General features: G+C 64.2%; 25 protein-coding genes and 1 tRNA gene. 18 read left to right on the plus strand and 8 right to left on the minus strand.

Annotation, left to right across the window (positions count from 1 at the left end; all coding sequences use genetic code 11):
• Positions 1 to 68 precede the first annotated feature (68 nt).
• The 3 genes from V9L21_RS14745 (at position 69) to V9L21_RS14755 (ending at position 3226) form a co-directional block, all read left to right on the plus strand.
• A complete protein-coding gene (locus V9L21_RS14745) occupies positions 69 to 1031 on the plus strand; it encodes an aspartate carbamoyltransferase catalytic subunit (RefSeq protein WP_013543579.1) in 963 nt (320 codons plus the stop codon).
• Positions 1032 to 1170: 139 nt separating this feature from the next.
• A complete protein-coding gene (locus V9L21_RS14750) occupies positions 1171 to 2454 on the plus strand; it encodes a dihydroorotase (protein WP_337313013.1) in 1284 nt (427 codons plus the stop codon).
• Between the two features lie 25 nt (positions 2455 to 2479).
• A complete protein-coding gene (locus V9L21_RS14755; RefSeq protein ID WP_337313015.1) occupies positions 2480 to 3226 on the plus strand; it encodes a lysophospholipid acyltransferase family protein in 747 nt (248 codons plus the stop codon).
• 239 nt (positions 3227 to 3465) lie between these two features.
• Here the strand turns inward: V9L21_RS14755 and V9L21_RS14760 are convergent, their stop codons facing one another.
• Positions 3466 to 5733: an EAL domain-containing protein gene (locus tag V9L21_RS14760; protein ID WP_337313017.1), complete on the minus strand. Its 2268-nt coding sequence runs from the start codon at positions 5731 to 5733 to the stop codon at positions 3466 to 3468.
• Between the two features lie 372 nt (positions 5734 to 6105).
• Between V9L21_RS14760 and V9L21_RS14765 the strand changes: the two genes are divergently transcribed.
• A complete protein-coding gene (locus V9L21_RS14765) occupies positions 6106 to 6435 on the plus strand; it encodes a hypothetical protein (RefSeq protein ID WP_337313019.1) in 330 nt (109 codons plus the stop codon).
• Between the two features lie 404 nt (positions 6436 to 6839).
• Here V9L21_RS14765 and V9L21_RS14770 read toward each other — a convergent pair whose 3' ends face one another.
• Both V9L21_RS14770 and V9L21_RS14775 read right to left on the minus strand, forming a co-directional pair.
• The gene (locus tag V9L21_RS14770; RefSeq protein ID WP_337313021.1) at positions 6840 to 8186 is read right to left on the minus strand and encodes a pectate lyase family protein; all 1347 of its coding nucleotides are present in this window, start codon (positions 8184 to 8186) and stop codon (positions 6840 to 6842) included.
• A 158-nt stretch (positions 8187 to 8344) separates the two neighbouring features.
• Positions 8345 to 9271, minus strand: a complete 927-nt coding sequence (locus V9L21_RS14775) for a LysR family transcriptional regulator (RefSeq protein ID WP_337313023.1) — start codon at positions 9269 to 9271, stop codon at positions 8345 to 8347.
• Between the two features lie 71 nt (positions 9272 to 9342).
• Between V9L21_RS14775 and V9L21_RS14780 the strand changes: the two genes are divergently transcribed.
• Positions 9343 to 10272 (plus strand): NmrA family NAD(P)-binding protein, encoded by a 930-nt coding sequence (locus V9L21_RS14780; protein ID WP_337313025.1) that lies wholly within the window; start codon positions 9343 to 9345, stop codon positions 10270 to 10272.
• Position 10273: 1 nt separating this feature from the next.
• Here the strand turns inward: V9L21_RS14780 and V9L21_RS14785 are convergent, their stop codons facing one another.
• Positions 10274 to 11239: a poly(ethylene terephthalate) hydrolase family protein gene (locus V9L21_RS14785; protein ID WP_337313027.1), complete on the minus strand. Its 966-nt coding sequence runs from the start codon at positions 11237 to 11239 to the stop codon at positions 10274 to 10276.
• Between the two features lie 62 nt (positions 11240 to 11301).
• Positions 11302 to 11619: a hypothetical protein gene (locus V9L21_RS14790; RefSeq protein ID WP_337313029.1), complete on the minus strand. Its 318-nt coding sequence runs from the start codon at positions 11617 to 11619 to the stop codon at positions 11302 to 11304.
• Positions 11620 to 11860: 241 nt separating this feature from the next.
• Between V9L21_RS14790 and V9L21_RS14795 the strand changes: the two genes are divergently transcribed.
• The 3 genes from V9L21_RS14795 to V9L21_RS14805 are packed head-to-tail and all read left to right on the plus strand — an operon-like array spanning position 11861 to position 14621.
• Positions 11861 to 12574 (plus strand): phosphatase PAP2 family protein, encoded by a 714-nt coding sequence (locus V9L21_RS14795; protein WP_337313031.1) that lies wholly within the window; start codon positions 11861 to 11863, stop codon positions 12572 to 12574.
• Positions 12571 to 13245 (plus strand): response regulator transcription factor, encoded by a 675-nt coding sequence (locus V9L21_RS14800; RefSeq protein WP_337313033.1) that lies wholly within the window; start codon positions 12571 to 12573, stop codon positions 13243 to 13245. The genes V9L21_RS14795 and V9L21_RS14800 overlap by 4 nt, the downstream gene beginning before the upstream one ends.
• A complete protein-coding gene (locus V9L21_RS14805; RefSeq protein WP_337313035.1) occupies positions 13242 to 14621 on the plus strand; it encodes a sensor histidine kinase in 1380 nt (459 codons plus the stop codon). The genes V9L21_RS14800 and V9L21_RS14805 overlap by 4 nt, the downstream gene beginning before the upstream one ends.
• Here the strand turns inward: V9L21_RS14805 and V9L21_RS14810 are convergent.
• Together V9L21_RS14810 and V9L21_RS14815 are read right to left on the minus strand one after the other, a co-directional pair.
• A tRNA-Arg gene (locus tag V9L21_RS14810) sits at positions 14588 to 14662 on the minus strand. The two genes, V9L21_RS14805 and V9L21_RS14810, sit on opposite strands and share 34 nt — an antisense overlap.
• Positions 14663 to 14732: 70 nt before the next feature.
• Positions 14733 to 14972, minus strand: a complete 240-nt coding sequence (locus V9L21_RS14815; RefSeq protein ID WP_126749368.1) for a hypothetical protein — start codon at positions 14970 to 14972, stop codon at positions 14733 to 14735.
• 294 nt (positions 14973 to 15266) lie between these two features.
• On the opposite strand from V9L21_RS14815, the gene V9L21_RS14820 reads away from it, so the two are divergent.
• The 4 genes from V9L21_RS14820 to V9L21_RS14835 all read left to right on the plus strand — a co-directional run bounded on the left by V9L21_RS14820 (position 15267) and on the right by V9L21_RS14835 (position 19337).
• Positions 15267 to 16289 carry a Bug family tripartite tricarboxylate transporter substrate binding protein gene (locus V9L21_RS14820; protein WP_431769317.1) on the plus strand — a complete coding sequence of 341 codons (1023 nt, stop codon included), beginning with the start codon at positions 15267 to 15269 and terminating at the stop codon, positions 16287 to 16289.
• Between the two features lie 122 nt (positions 16290 to 16411).
• On the plus strand, positions 16412 to 16933 hold the full coding sequence (locus V9L21_RS14825; RefSeq protein ID WP_258502376.1) for a tripartite tricarboxylate transporter TctB family protein: 522 nt from the start codon (positions 16412 to 16414) through the stop codon (positions 16931 to 16933).
• Between the two features lie 21 nt (positions 16934 to 16954).
• Positions 16955 to 18484, plus strand: coding sequence for a tripartite tricarboxylate transporter permease (locus V9L21_RS14830; protein WP_337313038.1), 1530 nt, complete (start codon positions 16955 to 16957; stop codon positions 18482 to 18484).
• Positions 18485 to 18500: 16 nt separating this feature from the next.
• Complete coding sequence (locus V9L21_RS14835) at positions 18501 to 19337, plus strand: cytidylate kinase family protein (RefSeq protein WP_258502373.1); 837 nt, start codon at positions 18501 to 18503, stop codon at positions 19335 to 19337.
• Positions 19338 to 19370: 33 nt separating this feature from the next.
• Here V9L21_RS14835 and V9L21_RS14840 read toward each other — a convergent pair whose 3' ends face one another.
• On the minus strand, positions 19371 to 19979 hold the full coding sequence (locus V9L21_RS14840; RefSeq protein WP_157615924.1) for a Crp/Fnr family transcriptional regulator: 609 nt from the start codon (positions 19977 to 19979) through the stop codon (positions 19371 to 19373).
• A gap of 156 nt (positions 19980 to 20135) precedes the next feature.
• Between V9L21_RS14840 and oxc the strand changes: the two genes are divergently transcribed.
• The 6 genes from oxc to sucC all read left to right on the plus strand — a co-directional run bounded on the left by oxc (position 20136) and on the right by sucC (position 26743).
• Positions 20136 to 21956, plus strand: coding sequence for an oxalyl-CoA decarboxylase (gene oxc / locus V9L21_RS14845; protein WP_337313042.1), 1821 nt, complete (start codon positions 20136 to 20138; stop codon positions 21954 to 21956).
• 29 nt (positions 21957 to 21985) lie between these two features.
• Positions 21986 to 23263 (plus strand): formyl-CoA transferase, encoded by a 1278-nt coding sequence (frc, locus tag V9L21_RS14850; protein ID WP_337313044.1) that lies wholly within the window; start codon positions 21986 to 21988, stop codon positions 23261 to 23263.
• A gap of 71 nt (positions 23264 to 23334) precedes the next feature.
• Positions 23335 to 23772 (plus strand): PAS domain-containing protein, encoded by a 438-nt coding sequence (locus V9L21_RS14855; protein ID WP_337313045.1) that lies wholly within the window; start codon positions 23335 to 23337, stop codon positions 23770 to 23772.
• Positions 23772 to 25019 (plus strand): formyl-CoA transferase, encoded by a 1248-nt coding sequence (gene frc / locus V9L21_RS14860; protein ID WP_281148267.1) that lies wholly within the window; start codon positions 23772 to 23774, stop codon positions 25017 to 25019. The genes V9L21_RS14855 and frc (V9L21_RS14860) overlap by 1 nt, the downstream gene beginning before the upstream one ends.
• A gap of 160 nt (positions 25020 to 25179) precedes the next feature.
• Positions 25180 to 25563 (plus strand): hypothetical protein, encoded by a 384-nt coding sequence (locus V9L21_RS14865; RefSeq protein ID WP_337313048.1) that lies wholly within the window; start codon positions 25180 to 25182, stop codon positions 25561 to 25563.
• 7 nt (positions 25564 to 25570) lie between these two features.
• Complete coding sequence (gene sucC / locus V9L21_RS14870; protein ID WP_337313050.1) at positions 25571 to 26743, plus strand: ADP-forming succinate--CoA ligase subunit beta; 1173 nt, start codon at positions 25571 to 25573, stop codon at positions 26741 to 26743.
• Positions 26744 to 26864: the final 121 nt, after the last annotated feature.

Consider the following 26864-nt stretch of genomic DNA (forward strand, 5'->3'; position numbering starts at 1 on the left):
TTCGTGTATTCGTTGCCCCCCGAGGGGGCGCAGGCCTCCCTTGGGGCGGCCCGGCGGGAGGCCTGGTAATGCTCTACAAGCGAAATCCCCAACTCAACAAGAACGGCGAACTGATCCACCTGCTGTCGATCGAGGGCCTGCCCAAGGACATCGTCACGCACATTCTCGACACGGCCGCCAACTTCACCAGCGTGAGCGACCGCGAGGTGAAGAAGGTGCCGCTCCTGCGCGGCAAGAGCGTGTTCAACCTGTTCTTCGAGAACAGCACCCGCACCCGCACCACCTTCGAGATCGCTGCCAAGCGCCTGTCGGCCGACGTCATCAACCTCGACATCGCGCGCTCTTCGGCCACCAAGGGCGAGTCGCTGCTCGACACCATTGCCAACCTGAGCGCCATGGCGGCGGACCTGTTCGTGGTGCGCCACAGCGAGTCGGGCGCGCCGTACCTCATTGCGCAGCATGTGGCGCCGCACGTGCACGTGGTGAACGCCGGCGACGGGCGCCATGCGCACCCCACGCAGGGGCTGCTCGACATGTACACGATCCGCCACTACAAGAAGGACTTTGCGAACCTCACGGTCGCCATCGTCGGCGACGTGCTGCATTCGCGCGTCGCGCGCTCCGACATCCATGCGCTCACCACGCTCGGCTGCGCCGAAGTGCGCGTGGTCGGCCCGAAGACCCTTGTGCCCGGCGACATGGCCGGCATGGGCGTGCGCGTGTGCCACACGCTCGAAGAGGGCATCAAGGACTGCGACGTCATCATCATGCTGCGCCTGCAAAACGAGCGCATGAGCGGCGCGCTGCTGCCCTCGTCGCAGGAGTTCTTCAAGACCTATGGCCTTACGCCGGAGAAGCTGCAGCTGGCCAAGCCGGATGCAATCGTGATGCACCCGGGTCCCATCAACCGCGGTGTCGAAATCGACTCCGCCGTGGTGGACGGCAAACAAAGCGTGATCCTTCCGCAGGTCACCTTCGGCATCGCGGTTCGAATGGCCGTCATGAGCATCGTGGCAGGTAACGAAGCATAGACATGTTGCTCGCCCCCAGTCTTCGCGCACTTCGTGTCGCTTCGCCAACCCCCTACCGGGGGCAACACCAGTGGCCCGGCAAAGCCGGTTCCACGGTGTTTCCCGAAAAGGCCCTGACTGCCACCGGAAGTACAGACGCATGAACATCCTCATCACCAACGGTCGCGTGGTCGACCCCGCTTCGGGCACCGACAAGAAGGCCGACATCGCCATCGCCGACGGCAAGATCGCCAGCATCGGCAGCGTGCCGGCCGGCTTCAAGGCCGCGCGCACCATCGATGCCGCGGGCTGCATCGTCGCCCCCGGCCTCGTCGACCTGGCCGCACGCCTGCGCGAGCCCGGCTACGAGCACGAGGGCATGCTCGAAAGCGAAATGGCCGCCGCCATTGCGGGTGGCGTCACCAGCCTCGTGTGCCCGCCCGACACCGACCCCGTGCTCGACGAGCCCGGCTTGGTCGAAATGCTCAAGTTCCGCGCCGAGAAGCTGCAGGGCGCGCGCCTGTTCCCGCTGGGTGCGCTCACGCGCAGCCTGGCCGGCGGTGTGCTCACCGAGATGGCCGAACTCACCGAAGCCGGCTGCATCGGCTTCAGCCAGGCCGACGTGCCGCTGGCCGACACCCAGGTGCTGCAGCGCGCACTGCTCTACGCAAGCACCTTCGGCTACACCGTGTGGCTGCGGCCGCAAGACCGCGACCTGGGCAAGGGCGTGGCCGCGAGCGGCCCGCTGGCCACGCGGCTCGGCCTCTCGGGCGTGCCCGTGTCGGCGGAAACCATCGCCATCTTCACCATCATCGAGCTCATGAAGAGCACCGGTGCGCGCGTGCACCTGTGCCGCATCTCCAGCGCCCGAGGCGTGGCGCTGGTGCGCGAAGCCAAGGCGCAAGGCCTGCCGCTCACCTGCGACGTGAGCATCAATTCGCTGCACCTGGCCGACACGGACATCGGCTTTTTCGACAGCCGCGCGCGCCTGAACCCGCCGCTGCGCCAGCAGGGCGACCGCGATGCGCTCTCGGCCGCGCTGGCCGACGGCACCATCGACGCGCTGGTGTCCGACCACACGCCGGTCGAGGCCGATGCCAAGACGCTGCCTTTCGCCGAAGCCGAACCCGGCGCGACCGGCCTCGAACTGCTGCTGCCGCTGGCGCTGCAATGGGGCGAGCGCAGCGGCGCCGGCATTGCGCGCGCGCTGGAGGTGGTTAGCTCCGCGCCTGCGCGGCTGCTGGCCGCCGCCGATGCGGGCACCGGCATCGGCCGCCTGTCCGAGGGCGGCGTGGCCGACCTGTGCGTATTCGATCCTGCCCTTGAATGGCAGGTGCAGCCCGATGCGCTCAAGAGCCAGGGCAAGCACACGCCTTTCGCCGGCTACCCGTTGCAGGGCCGCGCGCGCCATACCCTGGTTGCGGGCCGCGTGGTCCACGGCTGAAGAGAAGAAGAGGGCGCACGTCTCGATGGTTCATTCGCTGAAGGCCTGCTGGCGCCTGCTGCATGCGGTAGGGCACGCGCTGGGCGGGTGGTGGACGATCCGCTTCACCTTTCCGGGGATGTCGCAAGAGGAGCGCAACCTGCGGGTGCAGCAGTGGTCGCGGCGCCTGCTCGAGATCATGGGCGTCACGCTCAAGGTGCAGGGCACGCCGCCCGCCAAGGGGCCGGTGCTGCTCATCTGCAACCATCTCTCGTGGCTCGACATCACCGCCATTCATGCCGCCTGCCACGTGCGCTTTGTTTCCAAGGCGGGCGTGAAGCACTGGCCGCTGATCGGCACGCTGTCCACGGGTGCCGGTTCGCTCTACATCGAGCGCGAACGCCGGCGCGATGCACTGCGGGTGGTGCACCACATGACCGAGGCCTTGCAAGACGGCGACCGCATTGGCGTGTTCCCCGAAGGCACCACCAGCGACGGCCGCGGGCTGCTGCCCTTTCACGCCAACCTGCTGCAGGCCGCCATCTCGTCGGGCGCGCCGGTGCTGCCCGCCGCACTGCGCTTTGCAGACGCGGCCACCGGCGAAACCAGCCAGGCGCCGCGCTACATCGACGACGACAACCTGCTGACTTCGCTCTGGAACACATTGCGCGCACCGCCCCTGCTGGCCATCGTGCGCTTCGGTGAGCCGCAGTCTTCGCTGGGCCGCGAGCGCCGCGCCTGGGCGCAGTCGTTGCATGAAGACGTGCAGCAATTGCGCCGCGAAACTCACTGAAAGAAACACACCGCGCAAAAAAAGCGCTCCCGAAGGAGCGCTTAACGACGCACGAATGCGCCGTGAGGAGGAACCGCAATGAGAAGCCGCACAAAGGGCGCGGAGCCTTTGCGAGCCTGACTGCAGGTTGAACGCTGCGGCGGCGGCGGCTTGCGGGAGAAATCAGTTCATGCGCGTGGGCGAGTGCCTACACACGTAGGCCGGACGTCCGCGGCGCCGGCGCAGGGCCGTGCCCGCATTCAGCCGGCCGGCTCCTGGCCTTCGCCCTTGCTGCGCTCGCTCTGCTCCATGGTGCCCGTGCGCAGGAGGTCGCCCGCCTCGTCGGCGACCACGGCCTCGCTGAAGTAGTAACCCTGTGCAAGGGTGGTGGACCCCGTCGAGTGCAGAAAGGCGCGCTGCGCTTCCGTCTCCAGCCCCTCGACGATGATGCCGATGCGGGCCTCGCGCGCCAGGTTCATGATGGCGCGAACGGTGGCTGCGCTGTCGGGGTCGTCGATGGCTCGCTTGAGCATCGATTGCGCGATCTTCAGGTGGTTGACTCGGTAGGTCCGCAGGTATTCGAACGACGAATACTCGGTGCCGAAGTCGTCGATGGCAATCCGCACGCCGAGCGCCCGCAACTGCGGCAGCACGTCGTTGTGGCTCCATGTCATCTGGGCCAGTGTCGACTCCGTCACGTCGAACTCCAGGTCGGAAGGGTTGAGCTGCCACTTCGCAAGGCAATCGACCACGTCGCGAACCAGTTCGGCGCCTTTTCTGAGCTGGCCGAGCGACAGGTTGATGGCCAGCACGGGCGGCGCCACGCCCTGTTCGCGCCACTGGCTCATTTGCCCGCACGCCTGGTTCAGCACCCAGCGGCCCAGCATGACGATGCTCCCGGTGCGCTCGGCAATGGGTACGAATGCGCTTGCGTCGAGCAGGCCCCGTTCGGGGTGGTTCCAGCGCAGCAGCGCTTCCACGCCCACGATCTTTCCGGAAGACAGCTCGACCTGCGGCTGGTAATAAAGCTCCAACTCCTCGCGCTCGATTGCCTTCTTCAGGTCTTCGCCCAGCGCCACGCGGTCGCGCACTTCGTTGTCGATCTCCTCTGAGTGGAAGTGGAACTGGTTGCGCCCCTCTTCCTTCGACCGGTAGAGCGCCAGGTCGGCCTGCACGAGCATTTCGTCCGGCCCTGCACTGCCCGCGATGTAGGGGCAGATGCCGATGCTGACGGACACATGCACCTCGTTGCCGCCCAGCATGTAGGGGCGCGCCAGTTCCGCCTGGATCTTCGCGGCCAGGGCGCCCGCGGCCGCGGGTTCGCCCATTTCGCTTTGCAGCACCGCAAACTCGTCGCCGCCCAGGCGGGCCACCACGTCGGTTTCGCGCGTGCAGTTCTTCAGGCGCTGCGCCACTTCGCGCAGCAGCAGGTCACCGGTCGGGTGGCCGTACATGTCGTTGACCGGCTTGAAGTGGTCCAGGTCGAGGTAGTGCAGCGCAAAGGGCATGGAGCCCCGCCGTGCAGCCGCATGGGCCTGGTGCAGGCGTTCGGTGAGAGTGGCGCGGTTGGCGAGCCCGGTCAGCCCGTCGGTGCGCGCCAGCCGCGCGAGTTGCTCTTCCGCCGCCTTGCGCTCCGTGACGTCGATGACGATTCCCTCGACCTCGATGAGCCGGCCTTCCTTGTCGCGGACCGGCACGTAGCGGTTCTCCACCCAGCGCCGCCCGCCGTCGCCGGTGCACAGGCGGTATTCGATCGAGGCGCCTTCCGCGTCCTTCTCCAGCACGCGGGCCATCGCGTCGGCAACCCCGGCCTGGTCGGCGGGATCGATCAGCACGTCCGCCCAATTCGGGTTCGCCATCAGGCTGGCCGGGTCGTGGCCGAACTTGGTGATGTTGTGCGAGATGTAGATCAGCGGGAACGCAGGCTCGCCGCGCAGGCGGTAGAGGATGGTCGGGCTGTTCTGCACGATGATGTTGGCGTCCGACAGCTCCCGGGTGCGCTCTTCGACGGCCTGTTCGAGCAGGTTCATCTTGAAGGCCGCGTCTTCCGTCATTTGCCACTTCATCGTGAGCGCGCTGGCCAGTTGGCGCACCTCGATCGGATCGAACGGCTTCTTGAGCACCAGCAGGCGGTCGCGCGCGTCCAGCCGCTCGAACACCTCGACCCACGACTGGTCCGCATAGGCCGTGCAGATCACGATCTGCAGGCGCGCGTCGACCCGCCACAGCTGCTCGATCGTCTCCACGCCGTCCCAGCCCGGGGGCATGCGCATGTCGATGAAAGCCATGGCGTAGGGCTTGCCCGCCTCCAGTGCCTCACGCACCTTGGCAAGCGCTTCCTGGCCCTGGTAGGCGCTGTCCAGCACGAAGTCGACCGTGGCCTGCCTGGCCGAGGTGCCGAACAGCGCGGCCTCCATGTCGTCCAGGTCCGAGGCCGCGGTTTCGGTCAGGAGGATTTTCCGGAAGTCTTCGTGAATGGCGGGCGTGTCGTCCGCCAGCAGGATGCGCCGGTTTTGCTGTTTGCTCATAGGGCTTCTTCTGCCTTCCTGATCGCAAGTCCCAGCGTGAATGCTGCGCATATGCGAACCAAATGCCTCATGTTGCGGCTCCTTACATGATCAATGCATTAGACACTTCGACGCGCCGTTGCGCTCGGGTTCAATGCCTATTAGGGCCCACACAGTGGCTGCGAAGAAACATGCGTGTGCATGTGTCTCAGGGGAGCGAATCCCGCCGTCCGAAGCCTCGGTAGGCCAATAGCAGTAGCATGCGCAACTTCAAGCCGGCGGATCGCCCGCCGATGCTGCTCACCGACCAGCGCAATGAACTCCCTTTCGGAATCGAATGCCGTGGACAAGAAAATGCATGAGCGAAGCACGGAGAGGCGCCCGAGACCGCCTGTGCGCATCACCCTCAAGGACGCAATGATGAAGCGCGACAGCGATGTCGATACAGCGACATCCGCGCTGAGAGCCGCTGCCGACGACGTGACCGCCTGCGTCGCCGAGCTGATGCACCTCGTCGCCCCGAAAGGCGCTTCGTCGCCCGTGGACTGGCGCGGCGCCGCTGCCGATCGCATCGATGCATGCAAGCAGTTCGGCCTCGTCGGCGAAATTCACGATGTGACCTTTCAGCTGCGTGCGCTGCAACGGGCCACCGAGCTGGCCACGCGGCGTGCGCGCCGCCGCGCCGCTGAAGAGACCGCCCGGCGGGAAGGCTCCGGCAACTGACACGCACAGCAGCAACACTACTGCCCGCGTGGCTGTAGTGGCGCGCCGGCACAAGGCGCCCATAATCCGCCTCCTGCGGCCACGCCAGAGGCCGCTGAAACCTGAAGCTGCGCTCCGATCACTGCGAGCCAGCCCATTCTTTTCTGGCCTCACGGGATGACATCATGAGCGTATTGCAGATGTTTCTACCGGTGTCGGAACCAGCCCGCAGCGAGGCGCTGGAGCAGTTGAGAAGAACACACCACCTACCGCGCCACCTCGTACGAGGCATCGGGCGCAGGACGCAAGGCGGGCCCGGACCGGTCGCGTTCGTCGGCCCGATGCAAAGCCAGCAACAGGCATCGTCGCCGGCCTTGCGTACGCCGGCCGCGCCGGAATAGCGCTCCGGCATCGCCCAACCCTCGTCAGTTGCAGGTGAGGCTTGCGAGAGCCTTGCCGGCGCCAGCCACTGTGGGCAGCTTCTGCTTCACGCAGGCCGGGTCCTGCGCGGTGTACGCGTAGGGAATGGCAACCGGAAAGGTACCGGTCGTGATCCAGTCGCTCGCGTCGCGCGACGGTGAAGACGAACTGGCCACCCAGGTGATCCCGAAGGTGCTGAAGTCGGCCGGCGTCTTGATGTTGTTGTTGCGCAGTTCCCAGAAGCCGATGGCCGAGCTGTCGCGCGAGGTCACGGGATTCTTCGAGTTCTCGAAGTAGTTGCCTTCGATCAGCGAGAAGCCGCCCATGCGGATGTTGGCACCCGAGGTGATCACGCCGCTGTACAGGTTGTTGTACAGGTGGGTGTAGCCGCCGCGCTGCAGCGGCAGGCGCGAGCCGACGTTCTGGTAGACGTTGTGATGGAAGGTGATGAAGCGATCGCTGGAATCGCTGTCGCTCGAGCCGATGAGGCCGACCTTGTGATGGTCGTGGATGTGGTTGTACGAATAGGTGATGTGGTGCGCGCCGGCCTTGTTGTCGAGCAGTCCGTCGAACTCCAGGTCGCCAGCGCCCGGGCACTCCTTCAGGCTGCTGAACAGCGTGTTGTGGTCGATCCAGATGTGGCCCGGAAAATTGCCCCCCTGGCCCTCGATGCCGATTGCATCGATCGAACCCGGCAGCAGGCCGATCGTCATGTTGCGGATGATGATGTTCGCGGCATCGGCCTTGATGGCCAGCCCGAAATTGGCCGACGAGTTGTCGGCACCCTCGATGGTGATGTCGCTCTTGTCCTCGATCTCGACGATGGCACCGGCCGGCAGCTGCCACTGCGTGCACGCGTCGGTGATGCTGGAGAAGTCGAACGTTCCGTTGTAGCGGATCACCAGCCCGCCCGTGCCGCTGTAGGCATCGATGGCGGCCTGCATCTGCGCCGCGGTAGAGACAGTGATGGCCGCGGCCTTGCCGCCTCCGGTGACTTCGCCGGCAAACCCGCCGCTAAGGCTGCTCGAAGTGGAAGCTGATGCAGGTTCGGAGGAACCGGGGGCAGCAGGAGCATCGGGAGTCGAAGGGCCGGAGGGAGTGGAGGGAGTGGAGGGAGTGGAGGGAGTGGAGGGAGTAGAGGGGTTGGAGGGATCGGAGGGATCGGAGGAGGTGGAAGGCGTCGAGGAGGCAGAGGGAGCGGCAGCAAGAGCGGATGCGGTCAGCGCTGCGGGCGAGCCCGATCCACCACCACTGCCGCCGCCGCCGCACGCCACCAGCACCAGCGACGTCAATAAAGCGCCCGCAGCGCGCGCCCGATGCAATTCCTGGATTGTTGGCTTCAATTTCTTCATGATATTTTTGATGAGTCGATGCCCGGCATGAAGGACGAACTGTCCATGCCGTGGCAATGTCGATATGCACGCTGCGTGCCGACATTGCATTTCTGTTTCTTCGCGCCGATGCGAGCGCGCTTTGTCAGAAGTGATCGAGATTTCCGCGAACGAGGCGGCTAGCCCGGCTCAGGAACGACATATTTGTCGCGAGATCGCACCGCTTCCTTCGCAAGGTCGATGAACGCGCGCGTCTTTGCGGGAGGGGCGATGTTGCCCGGATAGGCCGCGTAGAGAAACATGCGGCCCGACACCCAGCCAGGAAAAAGACGAACAAGGCGCCCGGCTTCCACCTCGGCGCGGACATTTGCCGTACTCGGAAAAAAAGAGATGCCCGCGCCCTGGCGCACCAGTTGCAGCACCGCGTCCGTGCTCGCCGCCGATATCGAGCCGCGCAGCTTCACACGCATCTTTCGGCCGCCGCGCTCGAGATCGATCGACCACGGAGCCGGCAGCAGCGACAGCGCAATCCACTCGTGCCCCGCGAGCTCCGCTGGCTTGCGCGGCGTGCCATGGCGGGCGAGGTAGCTGGGCGCCGCGACAGTCCAAAGCCCGAGTTCCTCGAGCACCACCGCGCGAAGGCCCGAATCGGCCATCGGCCCGACGCGGATCGTGAGGTCGAAGTGCTCGGCAATCACATCGAGCTTGCGGTCCGTGGGCACATAGTCCACGCGCATTGCAGGATAACGCTCGCTATAAGCCGCAATCCAGCTCGCGACCATGCCGGCCGATGCTTGCGGGCTGGTGAGCCGCAACGTACCCGAAGGTTGCGCATGCCCGCTGCGCGCCCGCTCCATCGCAGCCTCCGCGCCGGCCAGCAGCTCACGGCAATCGGCGAGAAACGCCGCCCCTGCTTCGGTGATCGCGAGCTTGCGCGTGGATCGCTGCAACAGCTGCGTGCCCAACTCCCGCTCGAGCAAGGCCACCGCCTGGCTGACCGCGGACTTGGTCGTGTTCAGACGCTCGGCAGCGGCTGTGAAGGTGCCGGCCTCGGCCACCGCGACGAAGGCCGCCAGGCGGCCAAAGGAGATGGCGGGAGCCTTCATGCGATTGTTCTCCATAACTGGACAATGAATTCTCTCGCAGGCGCTTTCCGGAAACAACCGCAACGCGCACCATGGCACCCATCGCAACCTCACCCATGAAGGGAATCGCCATGTATGTACTTCTCGGCTCCAACGGCAACATCAGCTCCAAAGTCGCGGCCCTGCTGCTCGCGCAAGGGGCGGCGGTACGCGTCGTCGGCCGCAATGCGGAATCGCTCGCTTCCCTGAAGGCCGCGGGTGCGGATATTGCGGCTGGGGACATCGGTGATTCGGACTTCCTGGCCCGTGCATTCGCCGGCGCCACGGACGTCTACACGATGATTCCTACCGACTATGCGGCGCACGACATGGCCGCCGAGCAAGATCGCCTGGGCGATGCCATCGCGCGGGCAGTTGCCGCCGCCGAGGTGAAACGCGTCGTGAATCTGAGCAGCGTCGGCGCGCATGTGAGCTCGGGAACCGGGCCGATTGCGGGCCTGCATCGGCAGGAGCGGCGCCTGGATGAACTCGCCGGAGTGGACGTGCTGCACGTGCGGCCCGGTTACTTCTTCGAGAACCACCTGGCTGCGATAGAGATGATCCGCAGCATCGGCGCGTATGCGGACATGACTGCGCCCGATTCACCGCTGCCGATGGTGGCGACCGCCGACATCGCGCAAGTCATCGCGCGCGAGTTGCGCACCCCTTCGGGCAAGGGCAAGCGTGTTCTCCATTTGCGCGCGCCAAGCCTTTACACAATGAAGGAAGCGACGGCGCTGCTCGGCAAGGCCGTCGGCAGGCCCGGCCTCGCGTATGTTCAATCCGATCCGGAGCAAGCCAAGGCGGTGCTGATGCAGCAGGGTTTCTCGGCGAACGCCGCCGCGCAGTTGGCGGAAATGAGCGAGGCATTCTCTTTGGGGCGCCTCGACGGCGAGTACGACAAGGGCCCTACCGAGATCACCCCGACGACGCTTGCGGATTTCGCGGCCAGGGTTTTCAGGCCTGCTTTCGAGCAAACCTGATCTATCGGTTCTTTTCAACGTCCTGCCACTTCCGATTGACAAGGAGCTCTGCCTTGTCACCGATGAAGACGGATGCTGCCTCCGGATCGGCTTGAAGCTGGTAGCGCATCCAGGCGGTCATATAGCCATCGGTGAGCATCTGGATTTGCCAGTGTTCGGCGCCGGCTACCCTTGCCCGTACCTTCAAGGCGCCGCCGGGCATCCGGTTGTAGTTGTCCGCCAGCGAAGACAGTGGTGCGACACCTCCGAACTCGCTCGAAGTGTCCTTCACGCCTGCATCTTCGGAAGTGCCGGTGCCTGCGGTCATGAAGTAGGGGATGGTGACTTTGGCGATGTTGTACCCCCAGCCCATGTTCTTCGCCAGTGCGGCATAGGCTGCGCTGCCCGTGAATATTGTTTTGAAAGCGCCGCTGTTGTCATGCTCGGTGACGGCGCGAATTGCCCCCGCGCCGCCTTGCGAGTAACCGACGACACCGATGTTGTCTGCATCGATCCGGCCGTGAAGCACGCAGTCCCTTGGTGCATTCAGCATGAAATCGAGCGCGACAGAGGTTGTTTCGCCTGTTCCGGCTTGCCCGTCTTCGGTGCCGACGACAACAAAGCCCCACGAGGCGAGACGCTCGAAGAACGGCTTGTACATACTTGCCTTTGTGTTGCTGCCGTTGACCACCACAACCATCGGATACCGTGCGCCATCGTTCTCGAGCTGTTGTGGATACCACGCGCCGATCTTGCCGATGACCGATTTTTCAACGGAGAACTCGATATACGCCACGTTCTGGCCGCCGCGCCGCGCGTACTTCTTCTCGAGAGGAGCGGGGCTGGCAAAGCTCTCGTAGTAGTCATCGTCGAGCAGGGGCTTGGATGCGTCGATCTGCTGCTTGACAACAAGAAGCACCAAGACGGCAATCAAGGCAACGGCTACCACTCCGACGGCGATGCCGGCAGTCTTCAAGATTTTCTTCATGCGCCAAGCCCCGGGAGTGTTCGAGCCGGGCTGGCGGTTCAGTTCAGGCCGGCTCAACGCGATCAACGGTAGCCGTCCGGGATATAGCGCCGCTGGCCGTAGTCGTCCTGCCAGTACCGGCGGCCTCTGTCGTTGTAGACGCGGCGTTCGCGCCCGTCGTGGGTGATGACACCCACGGCAGCGCCACCAGCCGCTCCGATCGCGGCTCCCGCGGCCACATCGCCGCCGGTCATTGCGCTGATCGCAGCGCCTCCAGCGGCGCCGATCAGAGCGCCTTTGATTGCAGCGCGTCGCTCATGGCGATCAACTGCGCAACCTGTCAGCGTGAACGTCAACGCCGCTGCAACTGCAAGCACCAGAAGATTGCCCTTCAACCTCATCTTTCAGCTCCTCATTAGGTCGCCGTGCGATTCGCGACCTGCGAATCGTTCATGGACGGATGAGAAGACTATTCATGAGGGTTGCGCGAACATTGCGTTCTTCGCGCTGCGCTCGGCTTGGGCGCAGCAGACGAGATCGCGTCGGTGATCACGCAACTCCGCCTGCTTCTGCCTGCCGATCTCCGTAATGTTCGCGCAATCCCGGTTCATAGGATGGCCCACCAACCCCTGTGGACCTCAGATGAAATACATCCAGCAGCCTGCGCCCGCCCCCTTTTCCTGGACCAGGGCCCTCTGGCTTCGCATCCGGACACTCTGGTTCCTGAAGATGATCGGGACGGTCACCGGAATCGCGGTTTTCTTCGCTGTGTACTTCTGGACCATGGAGGAGACGGGGGGCCGGGCGATCACGATGCCGGTGACGTGGATCGATCAGCGGATCGGCGTCAACGAGTTTGCATTCATACCCTACGTATCGCTTTGGGTTTACGTCTCACTCGCCCCCGCTTTCGCTTTGAACGCAGGCGCGCTGCGCGCCTACGCCACGGGAGCCTTGGCCATTGCGCTCCTGGGCATCGCATTCTTCTGGCTCTTTCCCACCGTCACACCTCCGTTCGGTGTTGATTGGTCCCAGGTTCCGATGCTCCGACTCCTCAAGGAGTCAGACGCCAGCGGAAACGCATTCCCCTCGCTGCACGTGGCGTTCGCCATGTACAGCGCGTACGTCATTTCGAGCCAGCTCAGAAGCATCCGCTCGCCGCGCTGGGCCCGAGCTTTCAACTGGCTTTGGTGCCTGGCCATCGTCTACTCGACCCTGGCGACCCGCCAGCACGTCTTCATCGACGTGGCCGGAGGCATACTCGTTGCCTGCCTGGGGCGGAGCGTGGCATGGAGCCCATTGGGGCGCGCGTTCCATCGTCGGCCCCATTTGCCCCAAAGTATGGTTCGCTCTTGAAAATCCTTGTAGTTGAAGATGACACCGATCTTGCGCAGGCGTTGGCATCCGCCCTGCATGATCATTCGATGGTGGTGGACATCGCTTCGTCGCTACGCGAAGCCATGAATCTCGCAATCGATGCGGACCACGACATCTTGATCGTGGACCGGGGTCTGCCCGACGGCGACGGTCTGGCCCTCATTGAATTTCTTCGTCGTTCGGGCCGCTCGACGCCAGCGCTTGTCCTCACGGCGATGGGCGAGGTGACCGAGCGGGTTCGCAGCCTGGACCGCGGCGCCGACGACTACCTGGCCAAGCCGTTCTCCATTGACGAGCTGATGGCCCGCATCCGCGCTCTCGCGCGCCGGCCTGTCGTTCGTGCCCAGCAGATCAGCGTTGCCGGGCGATTGCGCTTCGACCATGAAACACGCCAGTTCCAGGTCGGAAACGAACCGCTTGCCTTGACGCGGCGTGAGCTGCTGGTGCTCGAAACCCTTCTCCTGTCGACGGGGCGTACGGTGTTTCGGCAGCGGCTGCTGGAGCGCATGTATGGAGATGCGGATGACATACGCTCCAACTCGCTCGACGCCCATGTGTCCAGGGTTCGATCCAAGCTGGAGCAATCGGGCGCGGGCGTGGAAATACATGCCATCCGCGGGGTCGGCTATCTGCTGAAAATCTCCGCATGAAATCCAGGTCCCTGCGATGGCGACTGGTTGGGAGCCTTGTCCTCCTGCAAGTGGTCGCCAGCCTGCTGGCGCTTCTCGGCTTGATGGCCATCCTGGGCGCGGCGGGAAGGTTCGTGGACGAAGGCGGCGAACGCACGGTGCAGATCATTGGCAGGTCGATTCGGCACACGCCGGACGGCAAGCTTGTGCTGGAAGCGAACTCCGAAGCGAAGCGCCTGCTAAGCGCCGTACCGGACCTCTGGTTTGCGGTGCGCAATGCGCAGGGATACGAACTGCGGCAGGGCGATGTTCCGGCGCGATATGTCGAGTTGCTCCGGGTCCTGGATGGCAAGGAGCGCTCCGCCTTGGATCTCGCCGACTCGGGCGGTCGGCCTGCGGCGCGTTTCGAGCGCATCGAAATGGACGGCGGCGCTGTCAACGTCATGGTCCAGACCGGCGCGCCCCTGTCCTTGATAGACAAGTTCAAATGGCTCGGTGCGGCTTTCCTCGTGCTGGTGGCGCCCACCATGCTCATAACGGCACTGGTGGTGCTGGTGGCCACGCCTTTCGTCATCCGGCGCGGATTGGCGGGAACTGTGGCTACTGCGGCCAAGGCGGAGCACATCGATATCGATCGCCTGGAGACGCGCTTGCCCACCACGGACGTGGCCGCCGAGATCCAGCCGCTGGTGACGGCCGTCAACCGGGCCTTCGACCGCCTCGACGAAGGCTACAAGCGCCATGAGAGATTCCTAGCGGACGCCGCGCATGAGCTGCGGACGCCTATCGCAACGCTGCGCATACAGATCGAGTCATTGCCTCAAAACACCAGGGACAAGCCGCGGCTGCTTCGGGCCACGACGCGATTGGCGACACTGGCTGAGCAACTGCTCGACCTTCAAAGGCTCACGCGTGCACCCGTCTCCATGAATGCCGTAGACCTTCGATCGCTCTGCGAGCGGGTGGTCGGCGACCTGGCGCCCCTGGCAATCATGAATGGCTGTTCGGTTGCGGTCGATGCCCCCGATGCCGTGCACGTGCGCGCCGATGTGACGTCCATCGAACGCGCGGTTGCGAACCTGATTCAGAACGCCGTTGAACATGGCGGCGAAGGATGCGAGATTCGTGTCCGCGTCCACTCTCCCGCGACGATCGAGGTGTCCGACTCCGGGCCCGGCATTCCGGAGGACCAACGCGGGCGAATCATCGAGCCCTTCTATCGGCTTCGCGCCCGTGGGGAGGGGGCGGGCCTAGGCTTGCACCTCGTTTCCGAAGTGGCGCGCATCCATCAAGGGCGGCTCGAAGTGGGTTCATCCGACCTTGGAGGGGCGAGCATGCGCCTGGAGTTGGGCGCAGTGTGCGGTGGTGCCTTCGACAGGAATCGAACCTGTATCTGAGTCTTAGGAGGACCCCGTTCTATCCATTGAACTACGAAGACGCGGTGGACGGCCCGAACTTTACCAGTTCGCTTGCGTTTCGAACCGCCCCGTGCGTGAGGGCGGCAGCGCTCAGCGCAGGCCGACGCGCGAGGCGTGCCAGCGCAGAACGGCTGCGCGCGCCGGGTCGGACGCTTCGATGCGGTCGGCGCGCGTTTGCAGGGCGCGCATTTCTTCGACCTCGCTGATGATCTTGCCTGGGCTCAGCAACGCCTGAACGAGCACGCTTGCTTCTTCTGCAAGCGCCTTGAGCGCGCCAGCCAAGCCGCTGCCGAACGTGCTTGCGCTGGACGACCGGTCAAGGGTAGACATAAAGGGAACTCCTGGATCTGGTGAGTGGGATGACCCCTCTATTCTAGGGTTTACCCGAATATGCCCCGGAACAGGGAAAAAACGGCCCTGCAGGCACCCAGGAGTGGGCCCGGCGCGTCACGCTCGCGCAGCCCGTCCAACCACACGGCGCGGGCTAACCCCAAGACAAAATCTTTGAAAAGTTGACCATGGTCAAGCAAGCGACGTTCGTGCTGCGCGCACCATCTGCCCTGTTCGCATCTCGGCTCAGATTCTTTAAAAAATAGAGCGCACCCTTACACAGGAGACAACATGATGAAGAACTTCTTTTCGCGTGCCCACGCTTGCCGGGCCAAAGTCTTTACCGCTGCCATGCTGGCACTCGCGGCCACCGCACCAGCCGCAGCATGGGAACCCGCCAAGCCGGTGGAGTTCGTTATTCCCGCGGGCACCGGCGGAGGCGCCGACCAGATGGGCCGATTGCTGCAGGGCATCGTCATCAAGTACAAGCTCATGAAGGAGCCGCTGATCGTCGTCAACAAGTCGGGCGGCGCGGGCGCCGAAGGCTTTCTGGCGGTGAAGGAAGCCAAGGGCGATCCGCACAAGATCATCATCTCGCTCTCCAACCTGTTCACCACGCCCATGGCCACCGGCGTGCCGTTCAACTGGAAGGACATGACGCCTGTAGCGATGCTGGCGCTCGACCAGTTCGTGCTGTGGACCAATGCCGAGCAGCCGTACAAGAGCGCCGCGGAGTACATCGCGGCAGCCAAGGCGGCGGGCCCGAGCAAGTTCAAGATGGCCGGCACCGGCTCCAAGCAGGAAGACCAGATCATCACCGTGGCGCTCGAGAAGGCCACCGGCACCAAGTTCATCTACGTGCCGTTCAAGGGCGGCGGCGAGGTGGCGGTGCAGCTGGTGGGCGGCCATGTGCAGTCGACCGTGAACAACCCGATCGAGGCCGTGGCCCAGTGGCGCGCGGGCAAGCTGCGCGCGCTGTGCGTGTTCGACGACGAGCGCATGCCGTTCAAGGCCAAGGTCACCGAAACGCAGTCGTGGAACGATGTGCCCACCTGCAAGGAAGCCGGCGTTCCCACCAAGTACACGATGCTGCGCGGCATCTTCATGCCCCCGGGCGTCACGCCCGAGCAGCGCGCCTTCTACGTCGACCTGCTGACCAAGATCGCGGCCACGCCGGACTGGAAGGAATACATGGAGAAGGGCGCGTTCAACCCGACGTTCATGACGGGCGAGCCCTTCACCAAGTGGCTGACCGAAGCGGAAGCCACGCACCGCACGCTGATGAGCGAAGCCGGTTTCCTGGCCAGCAGCAAGTAGCAGCAATCGAGCGCCCTGCAGCGCTCCTTGCCTGAGGACGCGGCCGCCGGCTGAAGGGCGGCGGGCGGGGCGCTGCACTCTCGTTTTTTTCCCGGTACATACACACGAACGATGAGGTCTCCATGGAGCACGACGAGAATTCCGAAGGCGCGGCACGCACTGGCGTAGCGACCAACGTGGTCGAGGCGGTGGTGGCAGCGGTCCTGCTGGCAATTGGCCTTGTGGTTATCGTCGAGAGCCAGAGGCTGGGCTCCGGCTGGACCAGCGACGGCCCCGGCGCAGGCTACTTTCCGTTCTACATCGGCGCGATCATCGCGATCTCCGGCGCCGGCATCCTGTACCAGGCGCTGCTGGGCAAAGAGAAGAAGACCGAGATCTTCGTCGACTCCGTGCAGCTGAAGCGCGTGCTCTCGGTGCTGCTGCCGGCCATCGTGTACGTGCTTGCCATCTCGTTGCTCGGGCTGTACCTGGCGTCGGCGATCTACATCGCGCTCTTCATGGTGTTCCTCGGCAAGTACTCGTGGGTGAAGAGCGTCATCGCGGCACTGGTCGTCAACACGGTTTTCTTCTTCATGTTCGAGGTGTGGTTCAAGGTGCCGCTGTTCAAGGGCGCTCTCGATCCCCTCCGATTCCTCGGCTACTGAATTTCACGGAGCAAACGCGAAATGGAAGAAATCAGCGCCCTGCTGCAGGGCTTCTCGGTGATCCTCACCCCCATGAACATCGGCCTGATGTTCGTCGGCATCATCCTGGGGGTGCTGATCGGCGTGCTCCCGGGGCTCGGCGGCGCCAACGGCGTGGCCATTCTGCTGCCCCTCACGTTCACGATGTCGCCCACCTCGGCGATCATCATGCTGTCGTGCATCTACTGGGGGGCGCTGTTCGGCGGGGCCATCACCTCCATTCTGTTCAACATTCCGGGTGAACCATGGTCGGTGGCCACCACCTTCGACGGCTACCCGATGGCGCAGCAAGGCAATGCGGGGGCGGCGCTCACCACGGCGTTCACGTCGTCGTTCATTGGCGCGCTGCTGGCGGTGATCATGATCACCTTCCTCGCGCCGCTGGTGGCCAAGTTTGCGCTGAAGTTTGGTTCGCCCGAATTCTTTGCGGTGTACCTGCTCACCTTCTGCAGCTTCGTGGGCATGGGCAAGGGGTCGCCATTCAAGATTCTTGCGTCCATGGCGCTCGGCTTTGCGTTGGCGAGTGTGGGCATGGACACGGTCACGGGCCAGCTGCGGCTCACCTTCGGCCAGCCTGAGCTGATGCGAGGTTTCGACTTCCTCATTGCAGTGATCGGCCTGTTCGGCATCGGCGAAATTTTGCTGTCGATGGAAGAGGGCCTCAAGTTCTCCGGCAAGACCGCGAAGATCGATCCGAAGGTGGTGCTGCAGACCTGGAAGCAGCTGCCGCAGTACTGGGTAACGTCGCTGCGCAGTTCGCTCATCGGCATCTGGATGGGCATCACGCCCGGCGGCGCCACGCCAGCCTCTTTCATGGCCTACGGCCTGGCCAAGAAAATGTCCAAGCGCGGCTCCAAGTTCGGCACCGGGCAAATGGAAGGCGTGGTTGCGCCCGAGACCGCGGCGCACGCCGCCGGCACCAGCGCATTGCTGCCAATGCTGGCGCTGGGCATTCCGGGTTCGCCCACCGCCGCGGTGCTGCTGGGCGGCCTGCTGATCTGGGGCCTGCAACCCGGGCCGCTGCTGTTCGTCGAGCAGAAGGACTTCGTCTGGGGCCTTATCGCCAGCATGTACCTGGGCAACATCGTCGGCCTCATCGTGGTGCTGAGCACCGTGCCGCTGTTCGCCTCGATCCTGCGCATTCCGTTCTCGATCATTGCGCCGGTGATCATCGTGATCTGCGCCATTGGCGCCTACACGGTGCACAACGCGATGCTCGACATCTGGTTCATGCTCGGCTTCGGCGTGGTGGGGTATCTGTTCAAGAAGCTCGACTTTCCGCTCGCGCCGCTGGTGCTGGCGCTGGTGCTCGGCGACAAGGCCGAAGACTCGTTCCGCCAGGCCATGCTGGTCTCGCAGGGCGACGTGATGATCATGTTCTCGAACCCGCTGGTTGGTGGCATCACCACCCTGGCGCTGTTGCTGCTGTTCTGGCCGCTGATCTCCAAGGTGCTGGCCTTCATCAAGCCGAAGAAGCCGGACGAGTTTGCCGTCGAGCGCCCCGTGGACTGACCGGAGAACAACCAACATGCCAGTGATTGCACTCACCCAGGAGATGGGCTCCCTCGCCAAGGACGTGTCGCAGCGCCTTGCCGAGCAGCTCGGCCTCGAGATCATGCGCCACGAGACGATCGAGCGAGTGGCCGACCGCATGCAGGTGCCGACCAGCTTCATCGGCCGCCTGCGCGACGGAAAGGCCGGCTTTGTCGAACGGCTCACCGCCGACAAGCGCAGCCTGGCGCTCTACACGGCCGAAGAGCTCTTTGCACTGGCAGACCGCGGCAACGTGGTGCTGCGCGGCTGGGGCGCCACCTGCCTGCTGCGGCCGGTACCGCACGTGGTGTGCGTGCGCATCACGCGCTCGATGAAGAATCGCGTCGCATGGCTGATGGCGCACCTGGAAACCGACGACGCCGAGTTTGCCGAAGCCGAGATCCGGCGCAGCGACGACGCGCACGCGGCGCGCATGCATGCGCAGTTCGGCGTGACATGGGGCGACCCGGTGCTCTACGACCTGGTGCTCAACACAGATCGCATTTCGGTGGACAGCTGCGTGGCGCAGATCCGCGCACTGGTGGAGCGGCCGGAGTTTGCCGAAACACCGGCCTCGCGCGCGCTCTTGGCCAACATGACGCTTGCGGCGCGCGTGAAGTCGGCGCTGAAGGACGACGAGGCGACCAGCGACATCCGCGTGACCGTCGAGGCCGACCAGGGCAAGGTAAAGCTGAGCGGCATCGTTCTCAATGCGGAAGAACGCGCGCTGACGGAGGACGTGGCCTCCAAAGTGGGCGGCGTAAGCAGCGTGGACAACGCGCTGCGCCTGATGACCGTTCCGCGCCGCTTCGCGTCGTCCAAGCAGACCTGAATTCCGCGCGCGACTGGGCGCCTGCGCGCCTGCCTAGATCTTTCCGCGCTTTCGGAGCCGGCTAAGGGTTTCTGCGGAGAGGTTGAGATACGACGCAAGCTCCTTGCTGGGAATGCGGTCTTCCAACTCGGGGTGCTTGCGCATGAATCGGTGCACGCGCCCGGGTGCATCGAGCAGATGCAGCGTGATGGTGTGCGCCATGATTTCGCTCATGCCGCGCATCACGCAGTATTCGAACAGTTCCTTGGTCTCGGGGTGGCGGTTCAGGAATGCGATCCACTCCTTCAGCGGCAGGCTGGCCACCCGGGCCTTGGTGACGCACACGATGCCGTAGGGCGTGGGCGTGCCCAGCCGCAGGGCCGCGTAGCTGGTTTCCATGTCGTGCGCATCGGCAAAGCGCAGGATCATTTCCTTGCCCTCTGGGTTGCTCACCACCCGCTTGAGGATGCCGTCGAGGATGAAGTACTGCTCCATCTCGCGCACGCCCTGGTGCAGCAGAAAGTCGCCCTTGTTGCCGTCCACGATGACGAGATGGGTTTCCAACTCGGCGCGTTCGCTCTCGCTCAGGTCCTTGAGAAGGATGTTCTGCCGGAGCTGCGCGCGAATGATGTTTTTCTCCGGATGGTTTTCCAACAAAGTCATGGGGCCCGTCTTGCTCGAATTCGCAACAACAACTTCTGGTTCATCTGGCTGGTGCCGTTTTCCGGAAAGTTGACCGAGGTCAACGCCCGAAAGACATGCCCCGAATCATAGTCCCGGCTCGGGCCTCGGCCATTCACCCAAGCAAGAAGGAGAGACATGTCTTCAGTAAGAACGGATAAAGAGGCATCCACGACCCTCGACGACGCCCTCAAGCCAAAGAACAAGGCTGCCGAAGGCGACGCGGTCGTGCTCGCACTCAAGCAACCCCCGGAAGAGGCGCACGACACCACGATCGACGGCTTCCACCTGGTCATCGATGCGCTGAAGCTGAACGATATCGACACGATCTTCGGCTTGCCGGGCATTCCCATCACCGACCTGACGCGCATGGCCCAGGCAGAAGGGCTACGCGTCATCTCGTTCCGCCACGAGCAGCATGCGGGCAATGCCGCGGCCGCTGCCGGCTTTCTCACGCAAAAGCCGGGCATCTGCCTCACGGTGTCGGCGCCGGGCTTCCTGAACGGCCTGACTGCGCTGGCCAACGCCACCACCAACTGCTTCCCGATGATTCTCATCAGCGGCTCGAGCGAGCGCGAGATCGTCGACCTGCAGCAGGGCGACTACGAAGAGATGGACCAGCTGGCCATCGCCAAGCCGCTGTGCAAAGCCGCCTTCCGTGTGCTGCATGCCGAAGACATTGGCGTGGGCATTGCACGGGCCATCCGCTCGGCGGTGTCGGGCCGCCCCGGCGGCGTGTACCTCGATCTGCCGGCCAAGCTCTTCGCGCAGACCATGGACGCCGAAGCCGGCCGCAGGTCGCTCATCAAGGTGATCGATCCGGCGCCGCGCCAGATTCCGGCTCCCGATGCGGTGCAGCGCGCGCTCGACCTGCTCAAGGGCGCCAAGAAGCCCCTGATCCTGCTCGGCAAGGGGGCCGCCTACGCACAGGCCGACGCCGACATCCGCGCGCTGATCGAGAAGACCGGCATTCCCTACCTGCCGATGTCGATGGCCAAGGGCCTGTTGCCCGATACGCATGCGCAATCGGCCGCGGCCGCGCGCTCCTATGTGCTGCAAGAGGCCGACGTGGTGATGCTGGTGGGCGCGCGCCTCAACTGGCTGCTGTCGCACGGCAAGGGCAAGACCTGGGGGCAGGAGAAGGGCGCCAAGCAGTTCATCCAGATCGACATCGCACCGACCGAGATCGACAGCAACGTGGCCATTGCCGCGCCGGTGATCGGCGACATCGGCTCCTGCGTGGCGGCGCTTCTCGCCGGCGTCGACGCCAAGTGGGCCAAGCCGCCGGCCGAATGGACCGGCGCCATTGCCGAGCGCAAGGACAAGAACCTGTCGAAGATGGCCGTGACGCTCGCCGCGCGGCCCTCGCCGATGAACTTCCACAGTGCGCTGAGCGTGATCCGCGACCAGGTGAAGGCCCGGCCCGACGCCATTGTGGTGAACGAGGGCGCCAACACGCTCGACTTCGCGCGCAGCATCGTCGACATGTACGAGCCGCGCAAGCGCCTGGACGTGGGCACGTGGGGAATCATGGGCATCGGCATGGGCTTTGCCGTGGCCGCCGCGGTGGTCACCGACAAGCCGGTGATCGCCATCGAAGGCGACAGCGCCTTCGGCTTCAGCGGCATGGAGGTGGAAACCATCTGCCGCTACAACCTGCCGATCTGCATCGTCGTGTTCAACAACAACGGCGTCTACCGCGGCACCGACGTGAACTCCAGCGGTACGCCCGACGTGGCGCCCACCGTGTTCGTGAAGAACGCGCGCTACGACAAGCTGATGGAAGCCTTCGGCGGCGTGGGTGTCAACGCCACCACCGCGGACGAACTGCAGAAGGCGCTGGCCGAAGCCGTGGCTTCCCGCCGCCCCACGCTCATCAACGCCGTGATCGACGAGACCGCCGGCACCGAGAGCGGCCGCATCACCAGCCTCAATCCGGCCACGGCCAAGAAGAAGTAATTCGTTCATTCAATCAGGAGATCGCAGCAATGAGCAGCAACAACAAACCCCTCAACGGCATCAAGATCATCGACTTCACCCACGTGCAAGCCGGTCCGGCATGCACGCAGATGCTGGCCTGGTTCGGCGCCGACGTGATCAAGGTCGAGCGCCCGGGCGCCGGCGACGTCACGCGCAGCCAGCTGCGCGACATCCCGAACGTCGACGCGCTGTACTTCACCATGCTCAACAGCAACAAGCGCTCGATCACGCTGGACACCAAGAAGCCCGAGGGCAAGGCGGTGCTGGAAAAGCTGATCCGCGAATCCGACGTGCTGGTGGAAAACTTCGGCCCCGGCGCACTCGACCGCATGGGCTTTACCTGGGCGCGCATCCAGGAACTGAACCCCAAGATGATCGTCGCCTCGGTCAAGGGCTTCAGCGACGGCCACCACTACGAAGACCTGAAGGTGTACGAGAACGTGGCGCAGTGCGCGGGCGGCGCGGCCTCCACCACCGGCTGGTGGAAGGGCGAAAACTCGGTGCCCACCATTTCGGCGGCCGCACTGGGCGACTCCAACACCGGCATGCACCTGGCCATCGGCATCCTCACCGCCATCATCGGCCGCCAGCAAACGGGCAAGGGCCAGAAGGTGGCCTGCTCGATGCAGGACGCCGTGCTCAACCTGTGCCGCGTGAAGATGCGCGACCAGCAGCGCCTGGACAGCGTGGGCTACCTGGAGGAATACCCCCAGTACCCGCACGAGATGGATGCCTTCAAGGACAAGGTGGTGCCGCGCGGCGGCAACGCCGGCGGCGGCGGCCAGCCGGGCTGGATATTGAAGTGCAAGGGCTGGCAGACCGACCCCAACGCCTACATCTACTTCACGGTGCAGGGCCACGCCTGGGACCCGATCTGCGACGCGCTCGGCAAGCCCGAGTGGAAGACCGACCCGGACTACATGACCCCCAAGGCCCGCCAGCCGCACATCGACCAGATCTTCGCGACCATCGAGGACTTCATCAAGGACAAGACCAAGTTCGAGGCCGTGGACATCTTCCGCAAGCACGACATTCCTTGCGCCCCGGTGCTGTCGATGAAGGAACTGCTGCACGACGAGTCGCTGCGCAAGAGCGGCTCCATCGTCGAAGTGCCGCACAAGGAGCGAGGCAGCTACTGGACCATCGGCAGCCCGATCAAGTTCTCGGACCTCAAGCCCGAGGTCACCGCCTCGCCGCTCCTGGGCGAGCACACTGACGAAGTGCTGGCCGAACTGGGCTACACCAAGGAACAGATCGACAACCTGAAGGAATCCAAGGCCGTGTAGCGGCTCCCCCGGCTTCGCCCGCTCCCACGGCGGGCGAAGCCGGAAATCGACATGAAGCGCCAGAGGTAAACATGCAAGCGAACGTTGATTTCAAGCAGCTCGTCGAAGGCGCCGGCGACGCGATCATGGTGTGCGATGCGAAAGGGGCGATCACGCTCTGGAACCGCGCCGCCGAGCGCATCTTCGGCTTCACCGAAGCCGAGGCAATGGGCCAGTCGCTCGACATGATCATTCCCCAGCGGCAGCGTCAGCGCCACTGGGACGGTTACAACAAGACCATGGAAACCGGCATCACCAAGTACGGTGCCGATCTGCTGCGCGTGCCGGCGCTGCACAAGGACGGGCACACGCTGTCGATCGCCTTCACGGTGTCGATGCTGTTCTCGGAGGATCGCGAGGTCACGGGCATCGTTGCCATCGTGCGAGACGAAACCGCCCGCTTTGCCGAAGAGCGTAAATTGCGCGCTCGTCTGCAAGAAGCAGAGACCACGATCAAAGGAGACAGCTGATGAGCAAGGCACTTGAGGGCGTTCGCATTCTCGACTTCACCCATGTCCAGTCCGGTCCCACCTGCACCCAGCTGCTGGCGTGGTTCGGCGCCGACGTGATCAAGGTGGAGCGCGCCGGCGAAGGCGACGCAACGCGCGGTCAACTGCGCGACATTCCCGGTGTGGACAGCCTCTACTTCACGATGCTGAACCACAACAAGCGCTCGATCACGCTGGACACCAAGAAGCCCAAGGGCAAGCAGGTGCTCGACTCGCTGATCAAGACTTGCGACGTGCTGGTGGAGAACTTCGCACCCGGTGCGCTCGACCGCATGGGCATTACCTGGGCCCACATCCAGGAGCTCAACCCGCGCATGATCGTGGCCTCGGTCAAGGGCTTTGGCCCCGGCAAGTACGAGCACTGCAAGGTGTACGAGAACGTGGCGCAGTGCGCGGGCGGCGCGGCATCGACCACGGGCTTCGAAGACGGCCCGCCGGTGGTCACGGGCGCGCAGATCGGCGACAGCGGCACCGGCCTGCACCTGGCGCTGGGCATCGTGGCGGCGCTTTACCAGCGCAACAACACGGGCCGCGGCCAGCAGGTGCTTGCGCCCATGCAGGACGCGGTGCTGAACCTCTGCCGCGTGAAGATGCGAGACCAGCAGCGGCTGGAGCGCACCGGCACCATGCACGAATACCCGCAGTACCCTGACGGCAAGTTCGGCGACGCGGTGCCGCGTGCGGGCAATGCATCGGGCGGGGGCCAGCCGGGCTCCATTCTCAAGTGCAAGGGCTGGGAGACCGACCCCAACGCGTACATCTACTTCATTACCCAAGGGGCCGTGTGGCCGGCGGTGTGCAAGGTCATCGGCGAAGAAGGCTGGATTACCGACGAGGCCTATGCCACGCCGGCGGCGCGCCTGCTGCACCTGAAGCCGATCTTCGCGCGCATCGAGCAATGGACCATGACCAAGGACAAGTTCGAGGCCATGGACATCCTCAACCAGTACGACATTCCGTGCGGCCCGATTCTCTCGATGAAGGAGATTGCCGCCGACGAGTCGCTGCGCGAGACCGGCACCATCGTCGAGGTGGACCACCCCACCCGCGGCAAGTACCTGACGGTGGGCAACCCGATCAAGATGTCCGACAGCCCGACCGAAGTGACGCGCTCGCCGCTTCTTGGCGAGCACACCGAAGAGGTGCTGACGCAGCTCGGCTACACGGCGGGCGACGTTGCGGCGCTGCGCGCCGAAGGCGTGATTTGAGCCTGAACTGAAGAAACGCTGTTTTTGAAGGCCAGGGAAATCGCGGGTGCGAATTCATTCGCAGTGGGAATTCACGGCCACCTATGTATAACTTATCGCAAATGCATTCAATAAAATAGTTTAACTATTATTTATCGATCATCGAATCTACATTTTGATCATGCCGACACGCAAAACATTTGCCGCCCGGCGCTCAATTTCTAGGAGAAATTTCATGATCGATGATTTGCCGGTTCAATATTGGAGCAGTGAGACGGAGCGCAATGCCTACAACGCAGCGTTCTACGAGTTGGGTTTCCGCTGGCATTGGGACCGCGAAATCTATTGCCAGCTGCTGCGCCAGAGCCAGGACGGAATCGAGCGCGTCTGCAATTACCTGAATACCCACCAGCCGCATCTTCTGCGCGCCTACGACGCCAAATTTTTGGCCGAAGTGATCGAGCAGAAGAAGGAAGAGCATCAAAAGCGGGAGCTCGAAGCCGGCGCCATGAAAAAGCGCTATTTCAATTGGGCCGAAAGCCGCGGCGCCGAACTCGGCGCCTGAAATTGCCATGAATATCCACGAATACCAAGGCAAGGACGTATTGCGCAAATACGGCGTGCCCACGCCGCGTGGATATGCATGCTTTTCGCCCGACGAAGCAGCCGATGCCGCCACGCGGCTCGGCGGCAGGGCATGGGTGGTCAAGGCGCAAATTCATGCCGGCGGCCGCGGCAAGGGCGGCGGTGTCCGGCAGGCCTGGTCGCCCGCCGAAGTGCGGCGCCACGCGAACGAGCTGTTGGGCATGACCTTGAAAACGCACCAGACCGGCCCCGAAGGCCGCCTGGTCAAGCGCCTGCTGGTCGAGGAGAGCGTCGAGATCGAGAAAGAGTTCTATCTCGGCATGGTGGTCGACCGGGAGTCGCGGCGCGTTGCGCTGATGGCGTCGAGCGAAGGCGGCATGGACATCGAAGAAGTTGTGGCGCGAACCCCGGAAAAAATCCGCAAGCTGTTCATCGACCCCACCACAGGCGTGAAGGCGACCGAGGCGGACGGCATTGCGCGCGACATCGGCTTCTCCGGAAAGTCGATGCTGCAGGTGCGCACGCTGGTGCAAAGCCTCTACCAGGCCTTCGACGCTTGCGATGCATCGCTGGCCGAAATCAATCCGCTGGTGCTGACGCGCGATGGCCGGGTCATGGCGCTGGACGCCAAGTTCAACTTCGATCCGAACGCGCTCTTCCGCCAACCGGAGATCGCCGCGATGCGCGACTACGACGAGGAAGACCCGGCTGAGGTGGAGGCGTCGAAGTTCGATCTTTCCTACATTCCACTCGAAGGCGACATCGGCTGCCTGGTGAATGGCGCAGGCCTGGCAATGGCCACGATGGACGCGATCAAGCTCTACGGCGGATCGCCCGCCAATTTTCTCGATGTTGGCGGCGGCGCCACGGCCGAGAAGGTGACGGAGGCCTTCAAGCTGATGCTGCGCAACCCGACCCTGCGCGCCATTCTGGTCAACATCTTCGGCGGCATCATGAAGTGCGACGTGATTGCGCGCGGAATCATCGCCGCTGCGCGCGAGGTCGAGCTGTCGGTGCCGCTCGTGGTGCGCATGAAGGGCACCAACGAAACCCTTGGGCGGACCATCCTCGGGCAATCGGGGCTTCCGATCATTTCTGCCAGCGACATGGCGGATGCGGCTCAGACGGTTGTGGCTGCGGCTCGTCGGGGGGCTCGATGAAGGGTCGCTGCTTGATTTGTCGTGTCGTGCGTTCAGGGCGCGCACCCGCCGACGGGGTACCTTTCTCCGCGAATGTCCCCCGGCCTTCGGCCTCCTCCTTTATTTCGCTGCGCAAGGCACC

Source organism: Variovorax sp. CCNWLW235 (assembly GCF_037204085.1).
Lineage (GTDB): Bacteria > Pseudomonadota > Gammaproteobacteria > Burkholderiales > Burkholderiaceae_C > Variovorax.

What these genes read in the sequence shown, in the direction of transcription:
- V9L21_RS14745 (WP_013543579.1), top strand. Translation starts at nt 69, where the DNA reads ATGCTCTACAAGCGAAATCCCCAACTCAACAAGAACGGCGAACTGATC.
- V9L21_RS14750 (WP_337313013.1), top strand. Translation starts at nt 1,171, where the DNA reads ATGAACATCCTCATCACCAACGGTCGCGTGGTCGACCCCGCTTCGGGC.
- V9L21_RS14755 (WP_337313015.1), top strand. Translation starts at nt 2,480, where the DNA reads ATGGTTCATTCGCTGAAGGCCTGCTGGCGCCTGCTGCATGCGGTAGGG.
- V9L21_RS14760 (WP_337313017.1), bottom strand. Translation starts at nt 5,733, where the DNA reads ATGAGCAAACAGCAAAACCGGCGCATCCTGCTGGCGGACGACACGCCC.
- V9L21_RS14770 (WP_337313021.1), bottom strand. Translation starts at nt 8,186, where the DNA reads ATGAAGAAATTGAAGCCAACAATCCAGGAATTGCATCGGGCGCGCGCT.
- V9L21_RS14775 (WP_337313023.1), bottom strand. Translation starts at nt 9,271, where the DNA reads ATGAAGGCTCCCGCCATCTCCTTTGGCCGCCTGGCGGCCTTCGTCGCG.
- V9L21_RS14780 (WP_337313025.1), top strand. Translation starts at nt 9,343, where the DNA reads ATGGCACCCATCGCAACCTCACCCATGAAGGGAATCGCCATGTATGTA.
- V9L21_RS14785 (WP_337313027.1), bottom strand. Translation starts at nt 11,239, where the DNA reads ATGAAGAAAATCTTGAAGACTGCCGGCATCGCCGTCGGAGTGGTAGCC.
- V9L21_RS14790 (WP_337313029.1), bottom strand. Translation starts at nt 11,619, where the DNA reads ATGAGGTTGAAGGGCAATCTTCTGGTGCTTGCAGTTGCAGCGGCGTTG.
- V9L21_RS14795 (WP_337313031.1), top strand. Translation starts at nt 11,861, where the DNA reads ATGAAATACATCCAGCAGCCTGCGCCCGCCCCCTTTTCCTGGACCAGG.
- V9L21_RS14805 (WP_337313035.1), top strand. Translation starts at nt 13,242, where the DNA reads ATGAAATCCAGGTCCCTGCGATGGCGACTGGTTGGGAGCCTTGTCCTC.
- V9L21_RS14815 (WP_126749368.1), bottom strand. Translation starts at nt 14,972, where the DNA reads ATGTCTACCCTTGACCGGTCGTCCAGCGCAAGCACGTTCGGCAGCGGC.
- V9L21_RS14820 (WP_431769317.1), top strand. Translation starts at nt 15,267, where the DNA reads ATGAAGAACTTCTTTTCGCGTGCCCACGCTTGCCGGGCCAAAGTCTTT.
- V9L21_RS14825 (WP_258502376.1), top strand. Translation starts at nt 16,412, where the DNA reads ATGGAGCACGACGAGAATTCCGAAGGCGCGGCACGCACTGGCGTAGCG.
- V9L21_RS14830 (WP_337313038.1), top strand. Translation starts at nt 16,955, where the DNA reads ATGGAAGAAATCAGCGCCCTGCTGCAGGGCTTCTCGGTGATCCTCACC.
- V9L21_RS14835 (WP_258502373.1), top strand. Translation starts at nt 18,501, where the DNA reads ATGCCAGTGATTGCACTCACCCAGGAGATGGGCTCCCTCGCCAAGGAC.
- V9L21_RS14840 (WP_157615924.1), bottom strand. Translation starts at nt 19,979, where the DNA reads ATGACTTTGTTGGAAAACCATCCGGAGAAAAACATCATTCGCGCGCAG.
- oxc (WP_337313042.1), top strand. Translation starts at nt 20,136, where the DNA reads ATGTCTTCAGTAAGAACGGATAAAGAGGCATCCACGACCCTCGACGAC.
- frc (WP_337313044.1), top strand. Translation starts at nt 21,986, where the DNA reads ATGAGCAGCAACAACAAACCCCTCAACGGCATCAAGATCATCGACTTC.
- V9L21_RS14855 (WP_337313045.1), top strand. Translation starts at nt 23,335, where the DNA reads ATGCAAGCGAACGTTGATTTCAAGCAGCTCGTCGAAGGCGCCGGCGAC.
- frc (WP_281148267.1), top strand. Translation starts at nt 23,772, where the DNA reads ATGAGCAAGGCACTTGAGGGCGTTCGCATTCTCGACTTCACCCATGTC.
- V9L21_RS14865 (WP_337313048.1), top strand. Translation starts at nt 25,180, where the DNA reads ATGCCGACACGCAAAACATTTGCCGCCCGGCGCTCAATTTCTAGGAGA.
- sucC (WP_337313050.1), top strand. Translation starts at nt 25,571, where the DNA reads ATGAATATCCACGAATACCAAGGCAAGGACGTATTGCGCAAATACGGC.